16 protein-coding genes are annotated in these 16,556 nt (G+C 68.1%); 7 read left to right on the forward strand and 9 right to left on the reverse strand.

Annotation, left to right across the window (positions count from 1 at the left end):
• Window positions 1-528: 528 nt before the first annotated feature.
• Window positions 529-1,431 (reverse strand): LysR family transcriptional regulator, encoded by a 903-nt coding sequence (locus AC3FNH_RS28805; protein ID WP_276098705.1) that lies wholly within the window; start codon window positions 1,429-1,431, stop codon window positions 529-531.
• Between the two features lie 126 nt (window positions 1,432-1,557).
• Between AC3FNH_RS28805 and AC3FNH_RS28810 the strand changes: the two genes are divergently transcribed.
• From AC3FNH_RS28810 to AC3FNH_RS28825, 4 genes are all read left to right on the forward strand, one after another.
• A complete protein-coding gene (locus tag AC3FNH_RS28810; RefSeq protein WP_488722507.1) occupies window positions 1,558-3,057 on the forward strand; it encodes an acyl-CoA synthetase in 1,500 nt (499 codons plus the stop codon).
• Window positions 3,058-3,133: 76 nt separating this feature from the next.
• Window positions 3,134-4,129 (forward strand): Bug family tripartite tricarboxylate transporter substrate binding protein, encoded by a 996-nt coding sequence (locus tag AC3FNH_RS28815; RefSeq protein ID WP_488722508.1) that lies wholly within the window; start codon window positions 3,134-3,136, stop codon window positions 4,127-4,129.
• A gap of 110 nt (window positions 4,130-4,239) precedes the next feature.
• Entirely contained in the window at window positions 4,240-5,736 is a 1,497-nt protein-coding gene (locus tag AC3FNH_RS28820) for a chloride channel protein (protein ID WP_488722509.1), read from the forward strand.
• Window positions 5,737-6,002: 266 nt separating this feature from the next.
• Window positions 6,003-6,731, forward strand: a complete 729-nt coding sequence (locus AC3FNH_RS28825; RefSeq protein ID WP_488722510.1) for a hypothetical protein — start codon at window positions 6,003-6,005, stop codon at window positions 6,729-6,731.
• A 41-nt stretch (window positions 6,732-6,772) separates the two neighbouring features.
• Here the strand turns inward: AC3FNH_RS28825 and dapB are convergent, their stop codons facing one another.
• Window positions 6,773-7,582, reverse strand: a complete 810-nt coding sequence (gene dapB, locus AC3FNH_RS28830) for a 4-hydroxy-tetrahydrodipicolinate reductase (protein WP_276098700.1) — start codon at window positions 7,580-7,582, stop codon at window positions 6,773-6,775.
• A gap of 46 nt (window positions 7,583-7,628) precedes the next feature.
• Entirely contained in the window at window positions 7,629-8,102 is a 474-nt protein-coding gene (locus AC3FNH_RS28835) for an Lrp/AsnC family transcriptional regulator (RefSeq protein WP_488722511.1), read from the reverse strand.
• 118 nt (window positions 8,103-8,220) lie between these two features.
• Here AC3FNH_RS28835 and AC3FNH_RS28840 point away from each other — a divergent pair, with 118 nt between their 5' ends.
• The 3 genes from AC3FNH_RS28840 (at window position 8,221) to AC3FNH_RS28850 (ending at window position 11,303) form a co-directional block, all read left to right on the forward strand.
• Complete coding sequence (locus AC3FNH_RS28840) at window positions 8,221-9,402, forward strand: saccharopine dehydrogenase family protein (protein ID WP_276098699.1); 1,182 nt, start codon at window positions 8,221-8,223, stop codon at window positions 9,400-9,402.
• Window positions 9,399-10,916 carry an L-piperidine-6-carboxylate dehydrogenase gene (gene amaB, locus AC3FNH_RS28845; RefSeq protein WP_276098698.1) on the forward strand — a complete coding sequence of 506 codons (1,518 nt, stop codon included), beginning with the start codon at window positions 9,399-9,401 and terminating at the stop codon, window positions 10,914-10,916. The genes AC3FNH_RS28840 and amaB overlap by 4 nt, the downstream gene beginning before the upstream one ends.
• A 177-nt stretch (window positions 10,917-11,093) precedes the next feature.
• Entirely contained in the window at window positions 11,094-11,303 is a 210-nt protein-coding gene (locus AC3FNH_RS28850; protein WP_276098697.1) for a hypothetical protein, read from the forward strand.
• Between the two features lie 21 nt (window positions 11,304-11,324).
• Here the strand turns inward: AC3FNH_RS28850 and AC3FNH_RS28855 are convergent, their stop codons facing one another.
• The 6 genes from AC3FNH_RS28855 to hemA form a co-directional block, all read right to left on the reverse strand.
• Window positions 11,325-11,957, reverse strand: coding sequence for a UbiX family flavin prenyltransferase (locus AC3FNH_RS28855; protein ID WP_276098696.1), 633 nt, complete (start codon window positions 11,955-11,957; stop codon window positions 11,325-11,327).
• 8 nt (window positions 11,958-11,965) lie between these two features.
• A complete protein-coding gene (grxD, locus tag AC3FNH_RS28860; RefSeq protein ID WP_276098695.1) occupies window positions 11,966-12,277 on the reverse strand; it encodes a Grx4 family monothiol glutaredoxin in 312 nt (103 codons plus the stop codon).
• Window positions 12,278-12,410: 133 nt separating this feature from the next.
• Window positions 12,411-13,280, reverse strand: coding sequence for a peptide chain release factor N(5)-glutamine methyltransferase (gene prmC / locus AC3FNH_RS28865; RefSeq protein ID WP_276098694.1), 870 nt, complete (start codon window positions 13,278-13,280; stop codon window positions 12,411-12,413).
• Between the two features lie 158 nt (window positions 13,281-13,438).
• Window positions 13,439-13,765, reverse strand: coding sequence for a hypothetical protein (locus AC3FNH_RS28870; protein WP_276098693.1), 327 nt, complete (start codon window positions 13,763-13,765; stop codon window positions 13,439-13,441).
• A 194-nt stretch (window positions 13,766-13,959) separates the two neighbouring features.
• Window positions 13,960-15,042 carry a peptide chain release factor 1 gene (gene prfA, locus AC3FNH_RS28875; RefSeq protein WP_276098692.1) on the reverse strand — a complete coding sequence of 361 codons (1,083 nt, stop codon included), beginning with the start codon at window positions 15,040-15,042 and terminating at the stop codon, window positions 13,960-13,962.
• Between the two features lie 95 nt (window positions 15,043-15,137).
• Entirely contained in the window at window positions 15,138-16,442 is a 1,305-nt protein-coding gene (gene hemA, locus AC3FNH_RS28880) for a glutamyl-tRNA reductase (protein ID WP_488722512.1), read from the reverse strand.
• Window positions 16,443-16,556 lie beyond the last annotated feature (114 nt).

Below are 16,556 nucleotides of genomic sequence, written 5' to 3' on the forward strand. Positions count from 1 at the left end.
GCCTTCGGCTGCGCTACGCGCAGAGCCCTAGTCTGAGCACCCAGGCCGCAGGCAAACCGCGCCACAGCGAAGCAGAGAAACCGAACCGTCGGCACTGGCGATGATGATGCCCGTCGCAGACCGACTAGGACGCGCGCGCAGCGCAGCCGTAGGCGTCCCACCACTGACGCTCTTGGAACGCTGTACCCGAGCCCTACATGGAGATCGTACAAGAGCCGGTTATCGGAGGCACTGGTTCTGACTCACTATGCGTAGCAGGGGCGAACGGGCAACCAAGCATCGCGAGACCAAAGCCTTTTGAACACAAGAAGCGCATCGTTGATGGCCAGCCGCCAGCCGCCAGCCGCCAGCCGCCAGCCGCCAGCCGCCAGGCGACGCGCTTCTTGCCTACTGCTTGTCGCTCGGACAAGAAGTAGGTCGCCGGCTACGCCGGCGAAACAGCGGCGCTTGCCAAGTATGACGAGCCAGTCATAACCACAAAGCCCCCGCCGGCGAACCAACGGCGCCTGCCAAGCACAACCCCTCACCTCACTCATTGAACACCGGCAGCCTCCCAATCTCTTCCTTCAAAAACGCAATCAGCGCCCGCGCCGCCATAGTCGGGTGCCGGCTCGGCGTAGTGATGACATAAAGGCTGCTGCCGAGCCCTTCGGCCTTCCAGTCGGTCAGCACGTGCACGAGACGGCCCTGGCGCACTTCCTCCCAGCTCATATAGCGCGGCAGCAGGCCGATACCATGGCCTTCGCGCACGGCCTGCAGCAGAAAGCGGAAGTGTTCGGACTGCAGATGAGGCGCGAGTTCGACTTCCTCGCGCTGACCGTCGCGATTGAGCGCCAGCACGAAGCGCGAACCGTAGGGCGGGCAAAGGAAGTGGCAGCGCGCGAGGTCGGCCGGTACGCGCGGCGGCGCCACGCGTTCCAGGTACGTAGGCGAGGCGCAGAGCTGCCAGTCGATCGGACAGATCTCGCGCGCCACGTGGTCCAGCGGCGGCGATGAGGTCACGCGCAGCGCCACGTCAATTTCCGATGCGATCAGGTCGACCACGCGGTTCGCAAAAAACACCCGCAGCGTGATGCCCGGATAGCGCTGCGCGAACTGCAGCAGCAGCGGCGCGACGAACGCGTCGCCTAGGCCTGTGGGCATGCTCACGCGCACGTGGCCGCGCAGCGTCTTGCCGAGGCTGTCGATCTCGGCCTGCGCCGACGCCACCTCCTGCAGGATACGCAGCCCGTGCTGGTAAAGCGCCTGGCCCGGCTCGGTCAACTCCAGCCGGCGCGTGGTCCGGCGCAGGAGCTGGGCGCCGGCCTGCTGTTCCAGTTCGCGCAACTGGCGGCTTACCTGCGAACGCGTGACGCCGCGCCGCCGGCCGGCTTCGGCGAGGTTGCCGGCATCGACGATGTCCACAAAGGCTTCGATCAGATTCAGGTCCATCGGGGATTGCCAGCAGGATTGTCGCGTCTGACGCAACATTGTGATTCCGTGGCGGCGAATTGTCGATGCCATGCTTCGCGGCTACATTGGAACGCTGCAAAACAGGACAAGCACAGGAGACTACCGATGGCCACAGACCTCTGGTTCGAAGACATGCACCGCGACGGCGCCGAACTGCTCGACCGCGGCGCCCGCCTTGCCGGCGGCCTGCGCGCCGCCGGCCTGCGGGAGGGCGATGTGGTGGCGGTGCTGCTGCGCAACGATCCGGTCTATGCCGATGTCGTCCACGCCTGCCGCATCGGCGGTACCTATTACTGCCCGATCAACTGGCACTTCACCACCGAGGAAGTGCGCTTCCTGCTGGCCGACAGCGGTGCCCGCGCGCTGATCGTGCACGCCGGCCTGCTGGCCGCGGTGCGCGACGCCGTACCGGCCGGCATGACCGTGCTGGTGGTGGCCGACGGCGCGCAGGCGCCGGATGGCACTGACTATGAAGCCTGGCTTGCACAGCAGGCCCCGTACGACGGCCCGCGCGTGTCCCCGCGCGGCCATATGGCCTACACCTCCGGTACCACCGGCCGTCCCAAGGGCGTGCTGCGCGAGCCGGTGCCGCTGGACCAGCTGGAAGACCAGCTCGCGCGTGCGCGCTCGCTGGTGCGGCAGGTGTATGGCATCGTCCCCGGCTGCCGCGCGTTGATGTCGGCGCCGCTGTACCACAGCGCGCCCGGGTCGTTCATCCAGAACGCGCTGCAGATGGCCGAGCGCCTCGTGCTCACGCCGCGCTTCGATGCCGAGCAGGTGCTGGCGCTGGTGGAAAAGCACCGCATCGACGTGCTTTATCTCGTGCCGATCATGTACGTGCGGCTGCTCAAGCTGGCGCCCGAGGTGCGCGCGCGCTACGACCTGTCGTCGATCCGCTTCGTCGCCTCGACCGGCTCGCCGTGCGCGCCGGAGGTCAAGCGCGCGATGCTCGAATGGCTGGGGCCGGTGATCCACGAAACCTATGCGTCGAGCGAGGCCGGCATGATCACGGTGGCCACGCCCGCTGACGCCGCCGCCCGCCCGGGCACGGCCGGCAAGCCGGTAGATGATGCGCAGCTGCGCATCCTCGACGAGGGCGGCAAGCCGTGCGCGCCGGGCGAGGTCGGCATGGTGTATGTGCGCCAGCCCGCCTACCCGGACTTCACTTACCGCAACAATGAAGCCGCGCGCCGCGCCATCGACTGCGATGGCCTGGTGACGCTCGGCGACATGGGCTACGTCGATGCCGACGGCTACCTGTTCATCTGCGACCGCGCCTCGGACATGGTGATCTCGGGCGGCGTGAACATCTATCCGGCCGAGATCGAGCACGAGCTGGTGCATTACCCGGGCGTGGCCGATTGCGTGGTGTTCGGCGTTCCCGACGACGAATACGGCGAGCGGCTGCTGGCCATGGTGCAGCCGATGCCGGACGTGACGATCCATGAGGCGGAGGTGATCGACTGGCTGCGCGCGCGCCTCTCGGGCTTCAAGGTGCCGCGCAGCATCGTGATCGAGCCGCAGTTGCCGCGCGACGAAACCGGCAAGCTGGCCAAGCGCCGGCTGCGCGACCGCTATTGGGAAGGGCGCCAGCGGCGCGTCTGAGCGTGGCGCGGCAGGGCCGCATCCATCCAGAGCAGAAAAAAGGCGCCCACGAAGGCGCCGCCAGACAGGAGACACTATGCAAGGCAGGAAATCTGGCCGCCGGGCCTGGATCGCCGCAACGGCCGCCGCCGTCTGCGTACTGGCAGGCGGCACCGCGCCCGCGCTGGCCGCTTATCCGGATCATCCGATCAAGCTCGTGGTGCCGTATACCCCGGGCGGCTCGACCGACCAGTTCGGCCGCGCGATTGCCGACGGCATGTCGCGCCAGCTTGGCCAGACCGTGGTGGTGGAAAACCGCCCGGGGGCGGCCACCATGGTTGGCACCAGCAGCGTGGCGCGCGCGCCGGCCGACGGCTACACCATGGTGCTGGCCACCAACGGCAGCATGGTGCTCAATCCCTTGCTGTACAAGAAGATCAGCTACGATCCGCCGCGCGACTTCAAGATATTCAGCATCGGCACCGAAGTGCCGCTGGTGGTGGTGACCAATTCGAAGGTGCCGGCCAGCAACATCCGCGAGTTCGCCACCTATGCCAAGGCCAGTGGCGGCAAGCTCAACTATTCGTCGGTTGGCCTCGGCAACGCGCTGCAGCTTGCCACCGAGATGCTGAAGACCGAGCTGGGCATCGAGGTCACGCACGTGCCCTACAACGGCAGCGCGCCGGCGTTGTCGGCGCTGCTCGCCAATGACACGCAGCTGATGGTGGACGTGGTCAGCACCTCGCTGCCGCACATTAAGGCCGGCAAGCTCAAGGCGCTGGCCGTCACGGGCCGCCAGCGGCTGGACGTCCTGCCCAATGTGCCGACCGTCGCCGAAGGCGGCTACCCCAACTTCCAGGCCGCCACGTGGTTCGGCCTGGCCGTGCCGGCGCAGACTCCGCCCGAGGCGGTGGCAAAGCTGCGCGCCGCGGCCGACAACGTGCTGAAGGACGCGAAGTTCCGCGCCACCTTCAGCGACCTCGGCCTGGTGGTGCAGCCGCCGCGTACGCAGGCGGAGATCGACCGCTATGTCGAAGCGGACCGCGAACACTGGGGCAAGGTGATCCGCGCCAACAACATCACGCTGGACTGACGAAGGAACGCGCGGTGCCGCCCGCGCTGACGGGCGTATAGTGCGGGGACACCCAGGCATAGGCGCCCGCAGTGGCCGGGCGCGCGAGATGCCGCCATGTTCCGCTTGTCATGACAGACCGCGCCCCGTCCGAACCACCAGACCCTTCCACTGCAGCCGACGGCGACGAATCCGTCAGCGCCGGCACATCGCACAAGCGTCCTGATCGCCCCGCCGACCCAGCCAATGCTCGCCTGGCTGACACGATCGGCCGCCGCGCGCGGCTTGCCGCGTGGCGCAAGTCGCGCCAGGCCGGGCGCATCTCGCGCACCACGCTGCGCTATGCCGTCTTCATGTGTGGCGCCGGCTGCGTCGCGCTGTTCTCCATGGTGTTCGCCTGGATCGCCGAACTGGCGCTGCGCTGGAACCACCAGCTGACACAGGCCTCGCCGTGGATCGCGTTTGTGATGCTGCCGTTCGGGCTGGCGGCGCTGCGCTGGCTGACCATCAGGCTGGCGCCGCAAGCGCGCGGCAGCGGCATTCCGCAGGTGATCGCCGCCGTCACGTTGCCGCCGTCGGGGCCCGCGCAGACCTTGCTGGTTTCATTCCGCCAGTCGATGTGGAAGGTGGTGCTGACCACCGCCGGCCTGCTCGCGGGCGCTTCGGTCGGCCGCGAGGGGCCGTCGGTGCAGGTTGGCGCCGCGGCCATGCTGGCGTGGGGCCACTGGTGCCATGAAAGGCTGCGCTTTCGCATCGGCTTCCACCCGAACGCGCTGATCGCGGCTGGCGCCGCGGGCGGGCTGGCGGCGGCGTTCAATACGCCGCTGGCCGGCGTGGTGTTCGCCATCGAGGAGCTCGGCCGCGGCACCGGCGTGCGCTGGGACCGGCTGGTGCTGTCGGGCGTGCTGACGGCAGGCTTCCTGTCGCTGGCATTGCTCGGCAACAACCCGTACTTCGTCGTCAAGGTGCCCATGCTGGTGCTGCATGACGCCTGGGGACCGGTGATCCTGTGCGCGGTGGTGTGCGGTGTGCTCGGCGGGCTGTTTGCCAAGGCGCTGACCGGCGGCGTGCCGGGATTGCTGCCGGCGCGCTGGCGCCACTGGCCGCCCGCGCATCCGGTGCAGGTGGCCTTCGGCTGCGGGCTGGTCGTGGCCGCACTGGGCTGGGCGACGGGCGGAGCGACGTTCGGCACGGGCTATGAGCAGGCTTCGGCCCTGATCAATGGCGAGTCGCACGCCACGCTTTGGTTTGGCCTGGCCAAGTTCGCGGCCACGGTGGGGTCGTATTTCGCGGGCATTCCCGGCGGCATCTTCACGCCGGCGCTGGCCATCGGCGCCGGCATCGGCGAGAACGTGGCGCATTTCATCCCCGGCATGCTCGAGCCGCGCTTGCTGGCGCTGGTGGCCATGGCCGCGTTCCTGGCCGGCGCCACGCAGGCACCGATTACGGCCAGCGTGATCGTCATGGAAATGACGCGCACGCAGGACCTGACGCTTTTCCTGCTGGCGGCTTCGCTGCTGGCATCGTTCATTTCGCGGCAGTTTTCGCCGCACCCGTTCTATCACCACGTGGGCCATGCCTTCCGGCGCGAGGCGCAGGCGCTGGTACGCAAGACACCCGCAGGCTGACCCCCGGGGCCATTTGCGTCGGACATGGTGTCGCGTGCGGCTTTCCCCTAAGATTGCGGCGCGCCGGCAGCAAGACCGGCCCCGGCTGCGCCCGCCGCGCTGTGCCGCGCAGCGCTTGCCAACGCGTTGCTGCGAATGCCCGGACAAGCGCACTTTGGGGCAGGTGAGGTGTGCAATGCGCCATGCCGGCAATGCGTGATGCAGTTGCCCGGAACATCTCGCCCGCCGCAGGCTCCAACAGGGGCTTTTTTTGAGGAGTCTGGATTTTGAAATTTCCCATTGCCGCGCTGGCTGTTGCCGGCCTGATCGGCGCCGCCACGAGCGCCTTTGCTGCACCGGCGGCTCCCGCCGCCGCCTCCGCCTCTGCCGCTGCAGCACCGAAGGTTGCTCAAAAGGCTGCGCCTGCCGGAGACAGCACGCTGTCCCCGATGCTGAAACTGCTGGAAATCGGCAACCCGCTGCCCGCCCTGCCTGACTGTGCCGACAAGCGCACGCCCGATGGCCGCGACGTGACCGCCTTCTGCGTCGAGGTGAAGGGCGACGGCATCGTGCGCCAGGTCGGCATTCCGCGCGACAAGCGTCCGGCCTTCATGGACGGCGTGCATGTCGTGGCGTTCGTCGATGGCAATGCACTTGTCGGCGTGATCGTGCCGACCGCCGGCGCCAATTCGCAGCAGGCTGCGCTCGACAGTGTGAACGCGCTCTATGGCAAGCCGTTCCGCCAGGAGCAGGAGGATATGCGCGACAAGGCAGGCAACACGGTCAAGACCATCCACGCGGGCTGGATGCAGAAGCCGCTGACGGTCGAGCTGTACGCCATGCCGGAAGACCCGAACACCGGCACCATCGAAATGCTGCTGCCCCGGGCCCGCGCGCTGATGGCGGACAAGGACGCGCAGGTCGCGCAGCAACTCGCGCCCGCATCGGCGCCCGCTGCCGCGCCGAGCAAGGAGAAGAAGCCGGCGCCCAAGCCCGTCAAGCCGGGCAGCTGGTAACGCCCGGCTTGCCCCCGGCCTGATGGCGGCCTGATGCCGGCTCAGATGCCGTCCATCACCTTGTCCAGCCCGCGCACCACGCCGCGCACGGTGTGGACCTTGCGGATCGCCAGCAGTGCGCCCGAGACATAGGGCTTGGAGCCGTCCCCGGCCTCATGCTTGAGGTGCAGGCGCTGGCCGTCGGCGCCAAAGATGACTTCCACGCCGAGCTGGTAGCCGGGCAGCCGTACGGCATGCACCTGCGTGCCGGACATGGTCGCGCCGCGCGTCTCGCGCGGGCCGTTGACCTGGTCCACCGGCACCGCCTGCTGCGCGGCCTTGACCTCGCCGAGGCGGAACGCCAGCTCGCGCACCGTTCCGGACGGCACGTCGACCTTGCCGGCCTTGGCGTAGTCGATAATCTCCCAGTGGTCGAGATGGCGCGCCGCCATTTCCGCGAACTTCTGCAGCAGCACCACGGTGATGGCGAAGTTGCCGCACGCCAGCACGCCGCGGTCCGCCTTGCGCGCGGCCGCGTCGATCTCGGCATAGTCCTCGTCGCTCAGCCCAGAAGTGCCGACCACCACGTGTGCGCCATGCGCCAGTGCCTGCAGGATGTTGTGCTTGGCAATGGCCGGCTTGGTGTATTCCACATAGACGTCATAGGGCGTGTTCCCCAGCGCCTCGATGCTGGCCGCCGCCACGCCTGGCGTATCGGCATGCCCCGTCAGCTGCGCCAGCGGCTGCCCGGCGGCGCCGCGCGACAGGCCCGCCACCAGCGTCATGTCGGGCGCGTGCGCCACGCCGCGCGCCAGTTCGCCGCCGGCCCAGCCGGTTACGCCGCCGACGGCGACACGGATCGGATTGCTCATCGTCTTTTTCTCCCGTTGCGGTGATGATGGTCCGGAGGATACCGTGCTAATCCGTTGCGCGTCGGCGGTCGATTTTTCTCGCCAGCACGATCGACGTGGTGGTGTGGTTGACGCCGTCGAGCATGCCGATCTCGTCGAGCAGCTGGTCGAGCCGCGCATGGTTAGCGCAGCGGATCACCGCCATGTAGTCCACCGGGCCACTGACCGAACTCAGCTCCTCGATTTCGGGCAGACGCTGCAGCGCCCGCACGATGGCAGGGCCCGCCTTGGGCTGCACCGACAACCCGCAGAAGGCCTGGATCGCGTTGTCGCCCATCTCGCGGCCGAGCCGCACGCCGTAGCCGGCGATCGCGCCAAGACGTTCCAGCCGCGCAATGCGCGCCACGACGGTGGTGCGCGCGATGCCCAGGTGGCGGGCCAGGTTGGCGGCACTTTCGCGCGCGTTGGCCTGCAGCAGCGACAGCAGGTGCCGGTCGGTCTGGTCGAGCTTGTCGGGATCTGCCATATCGTCGGAATCCATCGTCGTTTCGTTTGATTATGGCGGGTATTCGTCGAACTTGCGCCTTCATTCTGTTGCGCGTGCTGCCCATACTTCAGTCAGGCATACACAAAGACAGGCTTGGACCAAGGAGGACACCATGCAGCCATCCACCCTCGGCCGCGGCTCGCCGCGGGACCTGACGCGGGCCAAGGGCCCCCTGCAAGTGGTGGTCCTGGGCGCCGGCAAGATCGGCCGCACCATTGCCGCCATGCTCCACGACAGCGGCGACTACCGCGTGAGCCTGGTCGACAACGATGCGCGCCATCTCGACGGCCTGCCGCGCGCCATCACGGTACGCGCCGGCGACCCGACCGAGCCGGGCACCTGCGCCGCCCTGCTGGCGGGTGCCGACGCGGTGCTCAACGCGCTGCCGTTCCACGCCGCCGTGAGCGTGGCCACGGTGGCCGCGCGCCTGGGCGTGCATTACTTCGACCTGACCGAGGACGTGGCCGCGACGCAGGCCATCCGCCAGCTTGCGCAGAGTGCGCGCTCGGTGCTGATGCCGCAGTGCGGCCTGGCGCCGGGCTTCATCGGCGTGGTCGGCAACGACCTCGCGCAGCGCTTCGTGCGCGGCGGCGGCGAGCTGCTGGACCTGCAGATGCGCGTGGGCGCGCTGCCGCGCTACCCGAGCAATGCCCTCAAGTACAACCTGACCTGGAGCACCGAAGGGCTCATCAACGAGTACTGCAATCCGTGCGAAGCGATAGTCGACGGCCGCCGCGTCGAGCTGCCGGCGCTGGAGGGGCTTGAGACCTTCGCGCTGGACGGCATCGAGTATGAAGCCTTTAATACATCAGGCGGGCTTGGCACGCTGCCGGAAACGCTGGCGGGCCGGGCACGCAATGTCGACTACAAGTCCATCCGCTACCCGGGCCACTGCGCGCTGATGAAGCTGCTGCTCAACGACCTGCGCCTACGCGAGCGGCGCGGCTGGCTGCGCGAGATCTTCGACCGCGCGATTCCCGTGACGGAGCAGGACGTGGTCATCATCTTTGCCACCGCGACCGGCTACCCGGCCGGCGGCGAGCGCGGACGCGGGCCGCTGACGCAAGCCTCGTTCTCGGCGCGCATTGGCGGCGTGGATGGCCCGGCCGGGCACGTCAATGCGATCCAGCTCACGACGGCTGCCAGCATCTGTACGGCGCTGGACCTGGTGGCAAGCGGCGGGCTGCCGCAGGCGGGCTTCGTGCGGCAGGAAGCCGTGCCGCTCGCTGCGTTCCTGGCCAACCGCTTCGGCCGCCACTATACGCAGCGCCCGCTGCAGGAGACCACTGTATGAAAGCGCAAGAGATCGCGGCGTGCTGGCAGTCGATGGGGCTGCCCCGGCCATGGAGCGACGGTACCCCCGCAGGCACGGTCATCGTGCGTTCGCCGGTCGATGGCGAGGCCTTCGGCCACGTTCCGGCCTGCACGCCGGCCGGCGCCGACGCGCTGATCGCGCGCGCGCATGAGGCGCAGTGCGGCTGGGCGCTGGTGCCGGCGCCGGTGCGCGGCGAAATCGTGCGGCGCTTCGGCGAGGTGCTGCGCGAACACAAGATGGCGCTGGGCCGGCTGGTGTCGCTGGAGTCGGGCAAGATCCTGCAGGAAGGGCTGGGCGAGGTGCAGGAGATGATCGACATCTGCGACTTCGCCGTCGGGCTGTCGCGGCAGCTGCACGGGCTGACCATCGCCTCGGAACGCCCGCAGCATGCGATGCGCGAGACCTGGCATCCGTATGGCCTGTGCGGCGTGATTTCGGCGTTCAATTTCCCGGTGGCGGTGTGGGCGTGGAATGCGGCGCTCGCGCTGGTGTGCGGCAATGCGGTGCTGTGGAAGCCGTCGGAAAAGACCACGCTGTGCGCGCTGGCCGCGCATGGCCTGCTCGAACGCGTGCTGGCGGCCACGGCGCCGCAGTACGTGGGCATATCGGCCGTGCTGCCAGGCGGGCGCATGGTGGGTACGCACCTGGTCGGGCATCCGATGGTGCGGCTCGTCAGCGCGACCGGCTCCACGCGCATGGGCCGCGAGGTGGGCGTGGCGTGCGCCCAGCATTTCAAGCGCAGCATCCTGGAACTCGGCGGCAACAATGCCGCCATCGTGGCGCCGTCGGCCGATATCGAACTGGCCGTGCGCGCCATCACGTTCGCGGCGGCCGGCACGGCGGGCCAGCGCTGCACCACGCTGCGCCGCTGCTTCGTTCACGCCGACCTCATGGACACCATGGCCAGCCGGCTGGTGACGGTGTTCGACCGCCTGCCCGTCGGCGATCCGCTCGAAGACGGCACGCTGCTCGGGCCGCTGATCGATACCGCCGCGGCCGACGCCATGGCCAACGCGCTGGCCAGTTGCCGCGCGCAGGGCAATATCGTCACGGGCGGCGAACGGCTGCTGGCCGACCGCTTCCCGCACGCAAGCTATGTGCGCCCGGCTCTGGTGATGACCGACGAACAGCACGACACCATGCTGACGGAGACCTTCGCACCGATCCTGTACCTGATGCCCTACACCTCGCTCGACGAGGCCATCGCGCTGAACAATGCCTCGGCACACGGATTGTCGTCGTGCATCTTCACGGAGTCGCTGCGCGAAGCGGAACGCTTCCTGTCATCGGCAGGCAGCGACTGCGGCATCGCCAATGTGAATATCGGCACCAGCGGGGCGGAGATCGGCGGCGCGTTCGGCGGCGAGAAGGCGACCGGCGGCGGCCGCGAGTCGGGGTCGGATGCGTGGAAGGGCTATATGCGGCGGGCGACCAATACCATCAACTACGGCGATACATTGCCGCTGGCGCAGGGCATCCGCTTCGAGATCTGAGTGGCGATACCCGAGCGGCGATACCCGAGCGGCGATACCCGAGCGGCTTTACGTTCACCAAACCGTTGCGAATCGTAACAAAGGTTACAGCGCCTTGACGCTGTATTACGTTGGGGCCCCGTATAACGTTTTCAGGGCAAGGCACTTGCCCCGAAGCGACCCCCAAGGAATAAAACGATGAGAACGGTAACGATTGGTCTGGCCGCAGCGGCCGCCGCCACAGCCTTGCTGGGTGGTTGCGCGGTGTATCCGTATCCGGCTGGCCCCGGCCCCGCTGTCGCGGTGGCGCCGGCGCCGGTCTATGTCGGGCCGCCGGCGGTGGTGGTATCGCCGCGGCCGTACTACTACGGCGGCTATGGCTACTACGGCCGGCGCCATTACTGGTAAGCCGGCGCCGCGGAGGGCGGCTTAGTTGCCGCTGTCCGCGGCCTTGCCGTAGATGCCGTTCAGGCCCGGCCAGCTCGGCGCCAGGGTCTGGCCGATATCGGGCAGGTCGACCAGGTCGAGTACGCGGCCCACGGTGTGGTCGACCAGTTCGGCAATGCTTTGCGGCTTCTGGTAGAACCCGGGCACGGGCGGGAAGACAATGCCGCCCATTTCCGTTACCGCGGTCATATTGCGCAGGTGCGCCAGGTTCAGCGGTGTCTCGCGCACCATCAGCACGAGCCGGCGGCGTTCCTTGAGCGTGACGTCGGCGGCGCGCGTGATCAGGTTGTCGGACAGGCCGTGGGCAATGGCGGCCAGCGTGCGCATCGAGCACGGGGCCACCACCATCGCATGCGCGCGGAACGAGCCGCTGGCGATGGTCGCGCCGATATCGCGCACGTTGTGCACGACGTCGGCCATGGCCTCCACGTCGGCGCGGCCGACCTCCAGCTCGTGCTGGAGATTCATCACGCCCGCCGGGGAGATCAGCAGGTGGGTTTCCACCGTCGGCACATCCCGCAGCACCTGCAGCAGGCGCACGCCATAGATGGCGCCGGTGGCGCCCGTGATGGCGACGATCAGCCGTTGCGGCACGGTACCGCCGGTCACGGGCATGGCAGTGCTCAGCCCTTGAGCAGGGTCTGGAGTTCGCCGTTCTGGTACATCTCCATCATGATGTCCGAGCCGCCGATGAACTCGCCGTTCACGTAGAGCTGCGGAATGGTCGGCCAGTTGGCGTATTCCTTGATGCCCTGGCGGATACCTTCGTCTTCCAGCACGTTGACCGTGGCCGGAGCATCCACGCCGCAGGCCTTCAGGATCTGGATGGCGCGGCCGGAAAAGCCGCACATCGGGAACTGCGCGGTGCCCTTCATGAACAGGACCACCGGGTTGCCCTTGACGATCTGGTCGATCTTTTGTTGCACGTCACTCATGGTTGCTTTGTCGGTTGAGGTGGCGCCTGCGCTTCAGGGCCACCGGGTGTCGAAGGCCGCACGGCATTGCCGTGCGACGGTGATCTGACTGCAAATTTTACCGGATTCGCCGCCAGGCTTCAGGCGGCCTGCATCACGCGGAAGCGGGGCGGCGTCCGCCGGTGCAGCGCTCCTGCCCGGCCAGGTCGCGCGCGGTGAAGACTTCGGTGAAGCCGGCGCGCTCGAGCAGCGCCTGCGTGGCAGCCGCCTGGTCGTAGCCGTGTTCCATCAGCAGCCAGCCGCCCGGCAGCAGCCGCGCGGGCGCGCCGGCCACGATCGCGGCCAGGTCGGACAGGCCGTCCTTGTGGTCGGTCAGGGCATCGATGGGCTCGAAGCGCAGGTCGCCTTCGGCGAGGTGCGGGTCGCCTTCGGCAATATAGGGCGGATTGCTGACGATCAGGTGGAAGCGCAGGTCGGCCGGCACCGCGGCATACCAGTCCGATACCAGGAAATGGATGCGGTCGGCGCCCAGGGCGCTGGCGTTGTCCTGCGCCACCATCAGCGCGCCCGGCGAAATGTCGGTCGCCCACACCTCGGCATCGGTGCGTTCGCGCGCGATGGTCACGGCCAGGATGCCCGAGCCCGTGCCCAGGTCCAGCACGCGCGGATGTGGCACGCCGGCCAGCCGCGCCAGCGACGATTCCGCGGCGATCTCTGTGTCAGGACGCGGAATCAGCACATCGGGCGTCACGCGGAACTTGCGGCCGAAGAATTCGCGCTCGCCGATCAGGTAGGCCATCGGCTCGCCGGCCAGTCGCCGCGCCAGCAGTGTGGCGAAGGCATCGCGCTGGGGCAGGCTCAGGGTGTCGCCGTCACGGGTAATCAGCTGCGTGCGGGTCAGCCCGGTGACGTGCGTCAGCAGCATCCGCGCTTCCAGCGTGGGCAGGCCGGCCATGGCGGCGAGCGTATGCGCTTCACGCACGGTGGGGGAAGCCGGCAAGGCGCCGGACATGGCAGGGGACATCGGCAATGCGGGATCGGAAACGCCGGCGGCGACGCGCCGGCCGGAAACAAAAAACCCCGCCGGGCGTTGGCCTGGCGGGGCTTTCGGCGGGTCTACCAGCTAAGGGAGCAGTGTAGCGCTGAACCCTGGCAGCCGGTGGGAATCGCTTGTAGCGGTCATTACTTATTGACGGCGTCCTTGGCCTTGTCGGCGCCTTCGTTGACAGCTTCCTTGGCCGCCTGCTTGGCATTTGCCATGGCGTTGCCGGCATCGGTCTTGGCCTTTTCGGCGGCGGCCGAGACATCGGCGGCGGCGTTGCTGGCCGCGGCCTTGGCGGCATCAGCGGCGTTGCCGGCGGCGGCAGCGGCATCGCTGGCCGCGGCCTTCGCCGATTCCGCCGCCTTTTGCATGGCGGTATCGGCGCTCGGCGTGGCCGGCGCTTCTTCCTTCTTGCTGCAAGCGGCCATGGCCGCGGTGATCATCAACAGCGCGAGCAGTTTCTTCATGATTTCGTCCTTATGTCCGTGCTTCAGGAGAGACAATAGCCGGCAGCTTCTTCGGTAGCCGGTCGAAAACGATTATAGACAGCGGACTTTTGCCTGCCAGTGCTGTTTCAAGCATTTACAACAGATACAAAGCTTTAGCCGCCGTAGAGCGGGGATCGCGTCGAGTATCGGTCAGGGAATTTCAATGGCGGTCGTCAGGCATCCTCGCCGAGCGCTGCCAGCTGGTCCGCCTGGTGTTCGGCCGCGAGCGCGGAGACCAGTTCGTCCAGATCGCCGTCCATGATCATGTCGATCTTGTAGAGCGTCAGGTTGATGCGGTGGTCGGTCACGCGCCCCTGCGGGAAGTTGTAGGTGCGGATGCGGTCGCTGCGGTCGCCCGAGCCGATCAGGTTGCGGCGGGTGCTGGCTTCCCTGGCCTGCGCGGCGCGCATCTGCTGGTCCTTGATGCGCGCGGCCAGCACCTTCATGGCCTTGTCCTTGTTACGGTGCTGGCTGCGGTCGTCCTGGCACTCCACGACGATGCCGGTCGGGATATGCGTGAGGCGCACGGCCGAGTCGGTCTTGTTGACGTGCTGCCCACCGGCGCCCGATGCGCGGAAGGTGTCGATGCGCAGGTCGGACGGGTTGATTTCCACTTCGCCCACTTCATCGGCCTCCGGCATGACCGCGACCGTGCAGGCCGAGGTATGGATGCGGCCCTGCGCCTCGGTGGCCGGCACGCGCTGCACGCGGTGGCCGCCGGATTCGAACTTCAGGCGCGAGAACGCGGCATCGCCGGCAATGCGCACGATCACTTCCTTGTAGCCGCCCAGGTCCGATTCGGACTCGCTCATGATTTCCACCTGCCAGCGCTGGCGTTCGGCAAAGCGCGTGTACATGCGCAGCAGGTCGCCCGCGAACAGCGCGCTTTCCTCGCCGCCGGTGCCGGCGCGGATTTCCAGCAGCAGGTTGCGGTCGTCGTTCGGGTCCTTGGGCAGCAGCAGCTTCTGCAGGCTGGCTTCCAGCGTCTCCAGGCGCTCGCGCGCGCTGGCGATCTCGTCGGCCGCGAAGTCCTTCATCTCCGGATCGTCCAGCAGCGCCTGCGCGGTCGCCAGGTCGTCCTGGGCCTGGCGGTACAGGCCATATTGCTCGGCCACGGGCGACAGTTCGGCGTGCTCGCGGCTGAGCTTGCGGTACTGGTCGATGTTGGCAGTCGCGTCTTCGCGGGCAAGCAGGGCGTTGACTTCATCGAGTCGCTCGGCCAGTTGGTCGAGCTTGGCAAGCATGCTGGCTTTCATGGGAATCCGGGTAGGGAAGGCGGGAACCGGGCCGCGGTCGGCGCGGGCGGCGGGTTGCCGGCGCGCATGGCGCGCGGGCGCAGCGGTCGGCGCGGCTAGCGCTCGGAGTGGCTGCTGTGGCGGAACAGGCCGGGCACCAGGCGCACCAGCGCCTCGCGGTCCTCGCCCTGCGTGTGGTTCAGCGCATGGGTCGGGCCATGCAGGAACTTGCGCGTGAGCGCGCCCGACAGCGCTTCGAGCACGGCTTCCGGGTCGTCGCCGCGCGCGAGCATGCGCCGGGCGCGGTCCAGTTCGGCCTGGCGGATCGACTCGCCGGTGGTCTGCAGTTCGCGGATGACCGGGACCACGCTGCGCGTTTCCAGCCAGTGCATGAAGTTCTGCACGCGGCTTTCGATGATCGCCTCGGCCTGGGCCACGGCGGCCTGGCGCAGCGCGTTGCCTTCGCGCACCACGGCGCCGAGGTCGTCCACGGTGTAGAGGAAAACGTCGTCCAGGCGCGCGACCTCGGGTTCCACATCGCGCGGCACGGCCAGGTCGACCATCATGATCGGGCGGTGCTTGCGGCGCTTGACCGCGCGTTCCACCGCGCCCAGGCCGATGATCGGCAGCGAGCTGGCGGTGCAGGACACGACGATGTCGAACTCGTGCAGGCGCTCGCCGAGATCCTGCAGGCGGATCGCCTGCGTGGTCAGGCCCTGTTCGGCGAGCTGCTCGGCGAGCTTTTCGCCGCGCTCGACGGTGCGGTTGGCCACCACCACCTGGCGCGGCTGCTGCGCCGCGAAGTGCGTGGCGCACAGCTCGATCATCTCGCCCGCGCCGATGAACAGCACGCGCTGCGTCGAGATGCTTTCAAAGATCCGTTGGGCCAGCCGCACGGCGGCGGCGGCCATCGACACCGAATGCGCGCCGATCTCGGTCTGGCCGCGGACTTCCTTGGCCACCGCGAAGGTGCGCTGGAACAGCTGGTTCAGGTAAGTGCCCAGCGAGCCGGCTTCACCGGCGGTGCGCACTGCGTCCTTGAGCTGGCCCAGGATCTGGGTTTCGCCCAGCACCATCGAATCGAGTCCGCTGGCGACGCGGAACGCGTGGCGCACGGCCTCGGACTGCGGCAGGGAATACAAATGCGGCGCCAGGTCGGACGCCGGCACGTTATGGTGCTGCGACAGCCACCTCAGCGTATGCTCGAAACCCTCCGCACCCGGCGTGAGCACGTCGGTGGCGCAGTAGATCTCGGTGCGGTTGCAGGTGGAAAGGATGGCGGCTTCGGTACCATTGCGCCCCGACAGGTGCGTACGCAGCGCGCCGAGCGCCGGTTTGATCTGCTCAAGCGGAAACGCCACCCGCTCGCGCAGCGAGACTGGTGCCGTCGTATGGTTGATGCCGATCGCGAGCAGTTGCATTTGTAGGGACTGGTACCGGGTCCGCAGCAAGTGCGGCCCGATTGCCATTATAACGTCGGGATCGGAACTTGCAGGCAGGCGCGGCTGCGAGCCGCCGGTGCTGTATTGTTACGC

This window comes from Cupriavidus sp. 22TCCZM01-5 (assembly GCF_057798915.1).